This is a genomic window from Rhodococcus sp. CX, assembly GCF_015865005.1.
Classification (GTDB): Bacteria; Actinomycetota; Actinomycetes; order Mycobacteriales; family Mycobacteriaceae; genus Rhodococcus.
Map to the genome: position 1 here is coordinate 20074 of NZ_JADZGH010000069.1, position 12662 is coordinate 32735.

The following is a 12662-nucleotide window of genomic DNA, read 5'->3' on the forward strand; positions in this document are numbered from 1 at the left end:
CCCTGTTCCCCTCGACGACTACACCCGCTGGTGGTCCTTCACACCCGGCGCCGACTGGCGTCACCCCGAGGGTCCCGACAGCAATGTCGGTGGCCGGGAACGGCATCCGGTCACGCACGTGTCGTGGTTCGACGCCAGGGCGTACGCCGAGTGGGCCGGCAAGGAACTGCCGACCGAGGCGGAGTGGGAGTTCGCCGCACGCGGCGGCCTCGATCGCAAGATCTTCGTGTGGGGTGACGAGCACGAGCCGGGCGGCAGACCCGGCGGGAACGTCTGGCAGGGCGAGTTCCCGTGGCAGAACCTCCTCGAGGACGGGTTCGCCGGAACCTCCCCCGTCGGGCATTTCCGGCCCAACGGGTATGGGCTCGACGACATGGCCGGCAACGTGTGGGAGTGGACGAGCGACCACTTCTCCCCCGACCACTCGGCGAGCGGCAAGAACGTCGCCCCGGCGTCGTCGTGCTGCATTCCGGCGAATCCCCGCGTCGACGCTGCTGTGGTCCACGACCCGAACGAACCGTATGCGCGCCGCGTGATCAAGGGCGGCTCGCACCTGTGCGCGCCGAACTACTGTCTTCGCTACCGCCCCGCTGCCCGGCAGGGTGAAACCGAGGAGACGTCGACCTGCCACATCGGCTTCCGGTGCATCCTCCGGCCGTGACTTCCATCTCGTAAACCCGTCTCCGCGACGACGAACCGGTGCTGTACTGGAACGGGTGGGCGGAGAAGGGGGCACACGGTCATGGGCAAGGAACTCCGGGCAGCACCGATACCCGGCGGGGATACCCTGCCGTTTCCCCCGACGCCGTCGGGGAGTATCGCGGGCCGCACCATGCAGGAATCGGTGTACAGCCCACACCCGAAGCAGCGCCGGCTGCCCGCCGACGCCCCGAACATCCTCGTCGTGCTGATCGACGACGCCGGTCCGGGTCTGCCGACAGGGTTCGGCGGCGAGGTGAACACCCCAACCCTCGACCGCATGCTCGACGAGGGCATCGGCTACAACCGCTTCCACACCACCGCGATGTGTTCGCCGACCCGCGCGTCGCTGCTCACCGGCCGCAACCACCATCGCGTCGGAAACGGGCAGATCGCCGAGCTGGCCAACGACTGGGACGGGTATTCCGGCCACATCCCGAAGTCGAGTGCGACGGGAGCGGAGGTCCTGCGGCACTACGGGTACACCACCGCGGCGTTCGGCAAGTGGCACAACACCCCGGCCGAGGAGACCACGGCCGCCGGGCCCTACGACAACTGGCCCACCGGCGTCGGTTTCGACTACTTCTACGGCTTCCTCGCCGGTGAGGCATCGCAGTACGAGCCGAACCTGGTCCGCAACACCACCGTCGTCCTGCCGCCGAAGACCCCCGAGCAGGGCTACCACCTCAGCGAGGACCTCGCGGACGACGCCATCGGCTGGTTGCGCCGCCACAAGGCGCTCGACGCCGACCGGCCCTTCTTCATGTACTGGGCCAGCGGCTGCCTGCACGGCCCGCACCACATCATGAAGGACTGGGCAGACCGGTATTCGGGCAAGTTCGACGACGGCTGGGACGCCTACCGCGAGCGCGTGTTCGCCCGGGCCAAGGAGAAGGGCTGGATCCCACCGGAGGCCGAACTCACCGACCGCGATCCCACCATGGCGGCGTGGGACGACATCCCCGAGGAGGAGAAGCCGTTCCAGCGTCGCCTCATGGAGGTGGCGGCCGGGTACGCCGAGCACTGTGATGTGCAGGTCGGGCGGTTGTTCGACGAGCTGGACCGGCTCGGCTACCGCGACAACACCCTGGTCCTCTACATCTGGGGCGACAACGGCTCGTCCGGGGAGGGCCAGGAAGGGACCATCAGCGAACTGCTGGCGCAGAACGGGATTCCGACGACCCCGGCGCAGCACATCGCCGCCCTCGAGGAACTCGGCGGACTCGACGTCCTCGGCTCTCCGAAGACCGACAACATGTACCACGCGGGATGGGCGTGGGCGGGCAGCACGCCCTACAAGGGCATGAAACTCCTCGCGTCGCATCTCGGGGGAACCCGCAATCCGATGGTGGCGCGGTGGCCCGCGAAGATCACCCCCGATCGGACCCCGCGAACCCAGTTCCTGCACTGCAACGATCTGGTGCCGACCTTCTACGACCTGCTCGGAATCACCCCGCCCCGCTCCGTGAACGGGATTCCGCAGGACCCCATCGACGGTGCCAGCTTCGCGGAGACCTTCGTCGACCGGGACGCGAAGGCGGGCAAGATCACCCAGTACTTCGAGATCATGGGCAGCCGCGCGATCTACCACGACGGCTGGATGGCGTCCGCATTCGGACCCCGGGCACCGTGGCTGCAGGGCATGCCCGGCGGGATCCGCGACTGGAACCCCGACGACGACACCTGGGAGCTCTACAATCTCGACGAGGACTGGACCCAGAACCGCAATCTCGCCGAGCAGTATCCCGAGAAGCTGGCCCAGCTGCGGGAGTTGTTCGCGATCGAGGCGGCCAAGAACAACGCCCTGCCGATCGGCGGGGGGCTCTGGGTGGTGGCACTTCACCCCGAGCAGCGGATCACCACGCCGTACACCAGCTGGGAGTTCACCGGCGACGTCACCCGTATGCCCGAATTCTGTGCTCCCGCACTGGGAAACAGGAACAACCGCGTTGCCGTCGATCTGACCGTCCCCGAGCGGGCCGGCGGTGTCCTCTACGCTCTCGGCGGCAACGGCGGCGGGCTGACCTGTTTCATGGACGACGGCTACCTCTGCTACGAGTACAACCTGTTCATCCTGATGCGCACCAAGATGCGCTCGGCGGAGCCGATTCCGCCCGGCGAGCACAAACTCGAAGTGTTCACCGAGTACGCCGAGACCCGCCCCGGCGGCCCGCTGAACGTCCGGATGTGTGTCGACGGGCAGAAGGTCGGCGAGACGACCGTGCCGATCAGCGCGCCGTTGCTGTTCACGGCGAACGACTGTCTCGACATCGGTACCTGCCTCGGGTCACCGGTGTCGCTCGACTACTACGATCGCGCGCCGTTCCCGTTCGACGGAACCATCGAGAAGGTCGTCGTCGACTACATCTAGACCGATGCCTCGCACACGAAAGCCTCTGCGGTGCGCCCGATCCGGGTCAGCACCACCGACAACGACCGCGTACCCCGGAGTTTGAGACGTGGCCGCAGCACCGCGGGGTCGACGTCGACTCCGCGGACGAGGATCTCGGCGACCCCGCAGTCGTGCTGCGCGAGCGCCTGTTTCAAAGCCTTCTCGGTGTACTTGAACCGGTCGAGGATGCGGAAGCCGCGCACGCCCTCGGGCAGGGTGTCGCCGGTGAGATAGGCGATGCGCGGATCCAGTTGCCACAGACCGTGATACGCCGCCCAGTGCCGGACCAGGCCGGCCCGCACGATCGCGCCGTCGGGATCGACGATCCACTGCCCCGGAGGACGGTCGTCGATGTCGTCGGGCATCGCGTCGGTGACCTCGAATCCCGTTCCATCCGAACGCAACACGCTTGCCCGGCGTCGGACACCGGGGCTCGACAGGCCCGGCGAGTACAGGCACGCCTCGCGGACACCGCCGTCGAGCGAGACGACCTCGACCTCCCCCGCCCAGTCGAGCGCGTCGAAATCCAGGCCCGGCGCGCACTTCACCGCGAGATCGCGTCCGGCATAGACGTCGAGCAGGTCCGGCAGCGGTGGTTGCAGCGCCGCCGGATCGTGCGTGCGCCGGCCGCCGGCGCGGCGTGCGGGATCGGCGATCACGGTGGTCCCGCGGGTGACGGGCCGCAGCGCGTCGGCCCGGATCAGCGATGTGCCCGGCACGTTGTGCGCGGCCATCGCCAACCGCACCGGGTCCAGATCGCTGCCGATCACGAGGTCGGCGACACCCACGAGCGCCGCCAGTTCCGCGCCGATCGAACATGTCACGTCGTGCACGCGCCGCCCGGCCAGGCGCCGCGCCCGATGCGTGGCGACCACGGCGGGGGTGGCCTGCTGCACCGCGTCGTCGGTGAGCAGCCATCCCCCGGCCTCCGGCAGTTTCGCGACAGCCTTGCGGCGCGCCAGCACGGTCTCGACGAGCAGGCCGGCACGGTCGCCGAAACGCGTACGCACCCAGCCGATGTCGGCCAGGCGTGTACGCGCGGACAGTTCCCGGCCGTCCACCTCGGTCAAGGCGGACGCCGCCTCGTCCGACGCCAGATAGGCGACGTCGGCGAGGGTGAACTCGTATCCCAACTACTTGCCGGGCTTCACACCGGTGATCATGACGTTGTAGAAGAAGCTGCGCGGCACGACGTGCTTGAGCACCTTCTCGTCGACCCAGCTCAGCGTCTTCCAGCCACCGAACGCGAACTTCGCCCAGCCCCAGCCGAGCTTCTCCTCCGGCACGGCGGCCTCGAAGGTGCGCACGGGCCAGCCGAGCAACGCCGCGGCGAACTCCTCGCTCGACGCCTTCACCTCGACGGCACCGGCCGAGGTCGCGATCTTCTCGAGATCGGACGGATCGAAGGTGTGCAGGTCGACGACGGCTTCGAGGGCCGCGGCCCGGGAGGACTCGTCGAGTTCGGTCTGCGGACGGCGCCAGTCGCTCAGGAACGGCAGCTTGGTGATGTTGGTGGTCGCCTCCCAGGTGATGCGACCGAGCCACCGCGCGTAGAAGTTGCCGATCGTGCTGGGCTCACCGGCGAAGACGAACCGGCCGCCGGGCTTGAGAACGCGCAGGACCTCGCGCAGCGACTGCTCGACATCCGGGATGTGGTGCAGCACGGCGTGACCCACGACGAGGTCGAAGGTGTCGTCCTCGTACGGGATGGTCTCGGCGTCGGCGACCCGGCCGTCGACGTCGAGTCCGAGATTCGCGGCGTTGCGCAGGGCGACCTTGACCATGCCGGGCGACAGGTCCGTCACCGAACCGGACTTCGCGACGCCCGCCTGCATGAGGTTGAGCAGGAAGAAACCGGTGCCGCAGCCGAGTTCGAGCGCCTTCCCGTACGGAAGGGGCTGCTCACCCGCCGCCGCGTCGAAGCGGCCCTTGGCGTAGTCGATGCAACGTTCGTCGTAGGAGATTGACCACTTCTCGTCGTACGTCTCGGCTTCCCAGTCGTGGTAGAGCACCTGGGCGAGTTTGGTGTCCTCGAGCGCAGCGGCGACCTCTTCGGCGGTGGCGTGCGGGTTGGGCGCGGGATCGGTCCCGTCGGTCCTGCTTGCAGTCATAGGTGTGATCCTACCCATCGGTAAGCATGGAACAAGTTCCAGTTTCGGCGGGCTATTCGCCGGTGAACGCGGCCTTGCCCGGGCCGTTCGCGATGAAGGACTCCATCCCGATCGTGCGGTCGGCCGTCGCGAACAGCGACGCGAACACATGCTGCTCGATCTTCAGTCCGGTGTCGAGATCCGTGTCCAGGCCCTGATCGATCGCAGCCTTCGCCGCCGCGAGCGCACGCGAGGCCGCTCCGGTGAACTGCGACGCCCACCTCCGCGCTGCGTTGTACACGTCATCGGGTGCGACGACCTCGTCGACCAACCCGATCGCGAGCGCCTCGTCCGGTCCGACGAACCGGCCCGTGAACACGATGTCCTTCGCCTTCGACGGACCGACGAGCCGCGCGAGCCGCTGCGTGCCGCCGCCCCCGGGGATGATGCCGAGCAGGATCTCCGGCGTCCCGAGCTTGACGTTGTCGCCGATGATCCTGCGGTCCGCGCCGAGCGCAAGTTCCAGGCCACCGCCGAGCGCGTAGCCGGTGATCGCCGCGACCGTCGGCTTCGGGATGTCGGCGATCGACCCGAGCGCGGACTGCAGGTCCCCGATGATCTCGCTCATCTGCACGAAGCCGATCTCGGCGAGTTCCTTGATGTCGGCACCGGCGGCGAACACCTTCTCGCCGCCGTAGACGATCACGGCCTTGACGTCCTTGCGTACCGTCGCCTCCCGGGCGGCGGCACGGATCTCCTCCTGCACCTGCCGGTTCAGTGCGTTCATCGGCGGGCGGTCGAGCCGGATGGTCCCGATGCCGTCGGACACCTCGAGAGTGACGAATTCAGCCATGCCGCTCAGGCTAGATCAGATGTCGGTGCGCTTCGCCCAGGGGTGCGGCCCCCCGCGGGTGTAGTAGCCCTCGTCGCCGCCGAACGAGACGCGGATCTGTCCCTCGTCGTTGCGCGACAGGATCGGCAGGATCGGTTCGATCACGACCTCGTCCGCGAGCACGTCCGCGACGGTGGCGTATGCGGCGAGCGAGGTGAGCTGGGCCCAGGTCGGCGGCAGCAGGATCGACGCACCCGCCTGCCAGTCGTCGAGTGCTTCGGCCGCCGTGCGCCACTGCACGTGCTCGGCTTCGCTGGTGTCGCCGTCGGCGCGCTGCCCTTCGGGGACGGCCGCGACGAAGAAGTGGGTGTCGTAACGGCGGCGTTCACCGAGCGGGGTGATCCAGTTCGCGCGGGGGCGCAGCAGATCGGTGCGAACCACGAGTCCTTCGGCGGCGAGGAAGTCGCCGAACGACAGTTCCCGCGCCTCGAGGAGACGACGCGCCTGCGCGTACTGCGCGGTGTCGGCGACGACGGTGTCCTCGCTGGGTCCGGCCAGCAGCAGGCCGCACTCCTCGAACGTCTCGCGGACCGCGGCCAGCACGAGCGCCTGCGCGCGTCCCTCGGTGGTCGTGAACCGCTCGGCCCACCAGGCGATGGACGGGCCGGCCCAGCGCACGGACGCGGCGCTGTCGGAGGGGTCGACGCCACCGCCCGGGAACACCGTCATGCCGCCGGCGAAGTCCATGCCGACGACGCGGCGCTGCAGGAATACCTCGATACCACGGTCGGAATCGCGGAGCAGAAGGACGGTGGAGGCGTCCTTGATCGGCACCGCGGCCGGATCGAAGGGGGCTGCAGAGCGTTCGGTAGACATGCGTACAAACTACGTGACGGGGTGATCCGCGTCGCATCGGGACCGGCATCGAGACGCCGGTCCCGATCCGGAATCAGACGTGCACGCGGTGCCGGCCCGGCTCCCGGGTGCGGCGCGCGAAGAAGCGCCCGTCCACCCGATCGAGCGTGATCGACTGGCTGAACGCGGTGCTCAGGTTCTCGGAGGTGATCACGTCGTCGATCAGCCCCTGCGCGACCACCTGCCCCTCCTTGAGGAGCATCGCGTGGGTGAAGCCCGGCGGGATCTCCTCGACGTGATGGGTGATCAGCACCGTCGCGGGGGCATCCGGGTCCGCGGCGAGCGTCGCCAGACGCGCGACGAGTTCCTCACGGCCACCGAGGTCCAGACCCGCCGCGGGTTCGTCGAGCAGCAGCAGTTCCGGATCGGTCATCAACGCCCGGGCGATGAGGACCCGCTTGCGTTCCCCCTCCGACAGGGTGCCGTACATGCGGTCGGCGAGGTGTTCGGCGCCGAGGCTCTCGAGCATCTCCGTAGCCCGCTCGGTGTCCATCGCGTCGTACTTCTCCCGCCACCGGCCGAGCACGCCGTACCCGGCGGAAACCACCAGATCGGAGACCTTCTCGTCGGCCGGAACGCGGTTGGCCAGCGCCGACGACGACATGCCGATGCGCGGTCGCAGTTCGGACAGGTCGGTGCGCCCGAACCGCTCGGCCAGCACGCTCGCCGTGCCGGAGGTCGGGAACGTCTCCGCGGCCGCGACCCGCAGCAACGAGGTCTTGCCGGCGCCGTTCGGCCCCAGCACCACCCAGCGTTCGTCCAGCTCCACCTTCCAGGTCACGGGTCCGACCAGGACGTTGCCGCCCCGCCGCACCAACACGTCGTCGAATTCGATGAGCAGATCGGGATCAGGTTGTGCCACGCCGTCCATCTTGGACTACCCCGGCAGCCGATTCACCGGCAGGATCGTTTCGTGTCGCTCTCCCCCACCGATCCCACCGCGCCGCCGGTGGCGCGCGCCGACCGCGGTCCGTTCCCGCTCGGGGCGACCGCCCTCGAAGCCGACGACCCCGACGCGGGCACCCACTTCTCGGTGCACGCCCCGCACAGCGACCGTGTGCAGGTCTGCCTGATCGACGACGACGGGCGGGAACAGCGGATCGACCTGCCGGACCGGACCTTCGGAATCTGGCACGGCACGGTGCCCGGGGTCGGTCCCGGGCAGCGCTACGGCTACCGGGCGCACGGCCCGTGGCAGCCGAGCACCGGGCTGCGCACCAACCCGCACAAGCTGCTGCTCGACCCGTGGGCCCGCCGCCTGACCGGCGCCATCGGTGATCCGCGACGCCTGCTCGCCTACGATGACGATCCCTTCGGCGCACCCTCGACCGTCGATTCCCTCGGCCACGTCCCGTTGTCGGTGGTCACCGAACCGGCCGGAACGGTCCGGCACGACCGCCCCGGCACCGCGTGGGAGCAGACGGTGCTCTACGAACTGCACGTCGGGTCCTACACGGCACGCCATCCCGGGGTGCCGCCCGAACACCGCGGCACCTATCTCGGGCTGACCGCGCCGGCCGTCCTCGAGCATCTCGTCGGGCTCGGGGTGACCGCCGTCGAACTGCTGCCGGTGCACGCGTTCCTCACCGAACCCCCGGTACGGGCACGCGGGATGCGCAACCACTGGGGCTATTCGACCGCCGCCTGTTTCGCGCCGCACCCCGGGTACGCGAGCGTGCCCGGCGCGGAGATCGACGAGTTCCGGGCCATGGTGGCGGCGCTGCACGCCGCCGGGATCGAGGTGATCCTCGACGTCGTCTACAACCACACGTGCGAATGGTCGGTGGCCGGGCCGAGCCTGTCCTGGCGCGGACTCGACGCGCGCGGCTACTACCTGTTGGACGAGCAGGGGCTCGACATCGACCTGACCGGCTGCGGCAACACCGTCGACGCCACCTCGCCGATCGCGGTGCGGATGGTGTGCGACAGCCTGCGCTACTGGGCCACCGAGATGGGGGTCGACGGGTTCCGGTTCGATCTGGCCAGCGCGCTGGGCCGTCCGCGCGGCGGCACGTTCGACTCGCGGGCCGCGCTGCTCACCGCGATCACCACCGATCCGGTGCTGACGGATCTGAAGCTGATCGCCGAACCGTGGGACGCGACCGTCCACGGTTACCGGCTCGGCGAGTTCGGCGCGCAGTGGTCGGAATGGAACGATCGGTACCGCGACACGGTCCGCCGGTTCTGGGCGGGACGGTCCGGGATCCGCGAGATCGCCTCGCGTCTCGCCGGTTCCGAGGACCTCTACGACCGGACCGTGCGGCAGCCGTGGATGTCGATCAATTTCGTCGCCGCGCACGACGGGTTCCCCGTGGCCGATCTGGTCGCCTACGAACGCAAGCACAACGAGGCCAACGGCGAGGACGGACGGGACGGCGCCGACCACAACGAGTCGGTCAACCACGGTGTGGAGGGGCCGACGGACGACCCGGAGATCGTCGCCGCCCGCGACCGGCACGTGCGGGCATTGCTGGCCACGCTGCTGCTGTCCACCGGCACCCCGATGCTGCTCGCCGGCGACGAATTCGGACACAGCCAGGGCGGCAACAACAACGCCTATTGCGTCCCGGCGGACACCCCGGTGACCGATGCGTGGCCGCTGGACTGGTCGTCGGCCGACACCACCCGGATCGCATTCGTGCGACAGCTGCTGCAGTTGCGCAAGGTCGTGCCGGTGCTGCGTCAGCGCCGTTTCTTCGACGGCCGCGCCCGCACCGTCGGCTATCCCGACCTGGTGTGGTTCGGCGGTGACGGCCTCGAACTCGACGAGGCCGGCTGGCACGACGACGACCGGCGCACCCTGCAGGCGTGGGTGGACGGGTCGCAACTGGGCACGGTCACGCGGGCCGGGGTGCCGCTCGCGGACAGCAGCGGCCTGATCGTGCTGCATGCTGCCGGCCCGGCGACGCTCGTGCTCGCCGGACCCGAGTGGTATCGGGGTCGGGTGGTGTGCGTGTTCGACTCGAGCGCACCCGACGGTGCACCCGCCGACGCGTCGCCTCGACCCGTCGGCTCCGAGTGGGAGGTGACCGGACCGACCGTGCTGATGTTCCGGAAGGACGGCTGAGCCCGGCGGGGCGTCAGCCGGCGACCGTGATCACCGTCATCGAACCCGGTGCGACCTCCGTGAAACCGGCGTCGCGGACCGCGGCGACCGGGCCCCGGCCCGCCTCGGCGCGGGCGCGCAGTTCCTTCCACCGTTCGGGGTCCGCGTCGCGCACGGCGCAGCGGTAGCCGTCCGCGGCCCACGCCCGCACCGCGTCCTCGTCGAGAACCCCGGCGAGCAGCATCACCGCGTGCCCGACCTGCGCCGCGGCCTTGCCCACGGTCATGTCGAGGCCGGCGTCGATCCACAGCACCGGAATGCCGGGATCCGGGTCGCCGGGATCGTCGTGCGGCAGGTCGGTGCCACCGATCTGCAGCCGTGAGATGCGCGGGTCCAGGTCACCGACCGGACCCGGCACGAGCGCGCGGGCCTGGGCGCCGTCGTGGTCGACGGTGATCCCGTCGACGTCCTGCGCGGCGAGCCACTGCGCGCCCCGGGCACGGCGGCTGACCTTCCGGATGCGGGCGTCGCTCCAGGCGAGGTAGGCGTCCTGCCACGGACCGGGCTGTCCGTCCGCGTCCGGTCCGACGCGCGGGTCCAGGCACAGGGCGATCGTCGCCATCGCCGCGGCCTCGAGCAGTGCGCTGCGCCGCGGCGGGTTCTGCTTGGGGATGTGCAGCACGATCGGCATCGCGAGGACCGCGGCCGGGTCGTCCGGGTCGGGCCGATGCCCGTATCCGCGGGTGAGCACCCGGTGGCGGGCACCGAACCCGGCGTCGGTGTCAGGCACCGCTGTCAGGCACCGCTGTCGAGGGGCACGCGCCGCAGCGTGCCGTCCACCCGGTCCGCGGCCTCGACCTCGTCGCGGGTGACGCCGAGCACGAACAGCACCGCATCCAGGTACGGGTACGACAGCGCGGTGTCGGCGACCTCACGCAGCGCGGGCTTGGCGTTGAACGCGATGCCGAGACCGGCGGCGCTGAGCATGTCGATGTCGTTGGCGCCGTCACCGACCGCAACGGTCTGCTCGATCGGCACCCCGACCTCGTCGGCGAACTCGCGCAGGGCGCGGGCCTTGGCGGCGCGGTCGACGACGTCGCCGACGACCCGGCCGGTGAGCTTGCCGTCGACGATCTCGAGGGTGTTGGCGCGCACGAAGTCGAGTTCGTGCGCGAGACCTTCGATGACCTGACGGAAGCCGCCGGAGACGACGCCGCAGCGGAAGCCGAGGCGGCGCAGCGTGCGGATGGTGGTGCGGGCGCCGGGGGTCAGCTCCAGGCTCTCGGCGACCTCGTCGATCACGGTCGCGGGCAGGCCCGCCAGGGTGGCGACGCGCTGGTTCAGCGATTCGGTGAAGTCGATCTCGCCGCGCATCGCGGCTTCGGTGACGGCGCGGACCTTGTCCTCGACACCGGCGTGAGCGGCGAGCATCTCGATGACCTCGCCCTGCACGAGGGTCGAGTCGACGTCGAACACGATCAGGCGCTTGGAACGCCGGGCCAGGCCGCCGCGCTCGACGGCGATGTCGATCTCGAGGCCGGCGGCGACCTCGGCGAGGCCGGCCCGGAGCTGCGCGTCGGCGTCGGCGCCGGTGTCGGCCGCGGTCACCATGAGTTCGAGGCCGGTGAGGGGGTAGTCCGCGATGCCGCGGATGGAGTCGATGTTGGCGCCCTGGCGGGCCAGTTCCCGGCCGACCGAGCGCATCGCGCGGGCGCTGACGGGGCTGCCGAGCACGACGACGGCGTGCGTCGAGACCGAGTGCTCGAGGCCGCGTTCGACGCCGATCTGCACGTCCGCGTGCATCCCGACCGTGGCCATCGCCGCCTCGATCTCGTCCTGGAGGGCCTCCGGGTCGTTCGGGCACGCGACCAGGACACCGAGTGTCAGCCGGCCGCGGATGACGACCTGCTCGACGTCGAGCAGATCCACGTCGTGGCGGGAGAGCGCCGCGAAGAGCACACCGGTCACACCGGGATGGTCCGGTCCTGTCACGGTCACCAGCACGGTGGTGTCAGACGCCACTACGTCTCCGATCCTTCGTTTCTCTCGCGGCACGGGCCCTTCCATTCTGCCAATCGGAACGGCTGCCTCAGAGGTTGGGGGTGGTGCGCCCGGTCACGCGCAAGGCCCCGCCCGAGCATCGGGCGGGGCCTTGCGTCACATCGGGTTACCGACTTACTTCAGGGCTTCCCTGTCTGCACCCTCGTGCACGGCCACGTTGTGCTTGTGGCTGCCCGGGCCGACGTGGGCCTCGGCCCGCATCCGCTCGACCATGTGCGGGTAGTGCAGCTCGAACGCCGGACGCTCCGACCGGATGCGCGGCAGCTCGGTGAAGTTGTGGCGCGGCGGCGGGCAGGAGGTGGCCCACTCGAGCGAGTTGCCGTAGCCCCACGGGTCGTCGACCGTGACGACCTGGCCGTACCGGTAGCTCTTGAAGACGTTCCACAGGAACGGCAGCGTCGAGGCACCGAGGATGAACGAGCCGATCGTCGAGATGGTGTTCAGCGTGGTGAAGCCGTCGGTGGGCAGGTAGTCGGCGTAGCGACGCGGCATGCCCTCGTTGCCCAGCCAGTGCTGCACCAGGAACGTGGTGTGGAAGCCGATGAACGTGAGCCAGAAGTGCCAGCGGGCGAGACGCTCGTCGAGCATGCGGCCGGTCATCTTCGGGAACCAGAAGTAGATGCCCGC

The 12662-nt window shown here is 69.8% G+C and carries 11 protein-coding genes; 3 read left to right on the plus strand and 8 right to left on the minus strand.

Annotated features, from left to right (window positions below; genetic code table 11):
* A partial coding sequence (locus tag I0Q12_RS07420; RefSeq protein ID WP_231610200.1) for an SUMF1/EgtB/PvdO family nonheme iron enzyme occupies positions 1 to 661 on the plus strand: 661 nt, incomplete at its 5' end.
* Positions 662 to 742: 81 nt separating this feature from the next.
* Positions 743 to 3070, plus strand: coding sequence for an arylsulfatase (locus I0Q12_RS07425; protein ID WP_197251320.1), 2328 nt, complete (start codon positions 743 to 745; stop codon positions 3068 to 3070).
* Here the strand turns inward: I0Q12_RS07425 and I0Q12_RS07430 are convergent.
* The 5 genes from I0Q12_RS07430 to I0Q12_RS07450 form a co-directional block, all read right to left on the minus strand.
* On the minus strand, positions 3067 to 4224 hold the full coding sequence (locus I0Q12_RS07430) for a class I SAM-dependent methyltransferase (RefSeq protein ID WP_197251321.1): 1158 nt from the start codon (positions 4222 to 4224) through the stop codon (positions 3067 to 3069). The genes I0Q12_RS07425 and I0Q12_RS07430 overlap by 4 nt on opposite strands.
* Positions 4225 to 5202 carry a class I SAM-dependent methyltransferase gene (locus tag I0Q12_RS07435; RefSeq protein WP_197251322.1) on the minus strand — a complete coding sequence of 326 codons (978 nt, stop codon included), beginning with the start codon at positions 5200 to 5202 and terminating at the stop codon, positions 4225 to 4227. It abuts the gene before it with no gap.
* Between the two features lie 52 nt (positions 5203 to 5254).
* The gene (locus I0Q12_RS07440) at positions 5255 to 6034 is read right to left on the minus strand and encodes an enoyl-CoA hydratase-related protein (RefSeq protein WP_197251323.1); all 780 of its coding nucleotides are present in this window, start codon (positions 6032 to 6034) and stop codon (positions 5255 to 5257) included.
* 15 nt (positions 6035 to 6049) lie between these two features.
* A complete protein-coding gene (locus I0Q12_RS07445) occupies positions 6050 to 6889 on the minus strand; it encodes an NUDIX domain-containing protein (protein WP_197251324.1) in 840 nt (279 codons plus the stop codon).
* A 73-nt stretch (positions 6890 to 6962) separates the two neighbouring features.
* On the minus strand, positions 6963 to 7799 hold the full coding sequence (locus tag I0Q12_RS07450) for an ABC transporter ATP-binding protein (protein ID WP_197251325.1): 837 nt from the start codon (positions 7797 to 7799) through the stop codon (positions 6963 to 6965).
* A gap of 42 nt (positions 7800 to 7841) precedes the next feature.
* Between I0Q12_RS07450 and glgX the strand changes: the two genes are divergently transcribed.
* On the plus strand, positions 7842 to 9995 hold the full coding sequence (gene glgX, locus I0Q12_RS07455; RefSeq protein ID WP_197251326.1) for a glycogen debranching protein GlgX: 2154 nt from the start codon (positions 7842 to 7844) through the stop codon (positions 9993 to 9995).
* 13 nt (positions 9996 to 10008) lie between these two features.
* Here glgX and I0Q12_RS07460 read toward each other — a convergent pair whose 3' ends face one another.
* The 3 genes from I0Q12_RS07460 to I0Q12_RS32290 all read right to left on the minus strand — a co-directional run.
* Positions 10009 to 10764, minus strand: coding sequence for a peptidyl-tRNA hydrolase (locus I0Q12_RS07460; protein WP_374068615.1), 756 nt, complete (start codon positions 10762 to 10764; stop codon positions 10009 to 10011).
* A 5-nt stretch (positions 10765 to 10769) separates the two neighbouring features.
* The gene (gene serB / locus I0Q12_RS07465; RefSeq protein ID WP_197251327.1) at positions 10770 to 12041 is read right to left on the minus strand and encodes a phosphoserine phosphatase SerB; all 1272 of its coding nucleotides are present in this window, start codon (positions 12039 to 12041) and stop codon (positions 10770 to 10772) included.
* A gap of 108 nt (positions 12042 to 12149) precedes the next feature.
* A partial coding sequence (locus I0Q12_RS32290) for a cbb3-type cytochrome c oxidase subunit I (protein ID WP_231610201.1) occupies positions 12150 to 12662 on the minus strand: 513 nt, incomplete at its 5' end.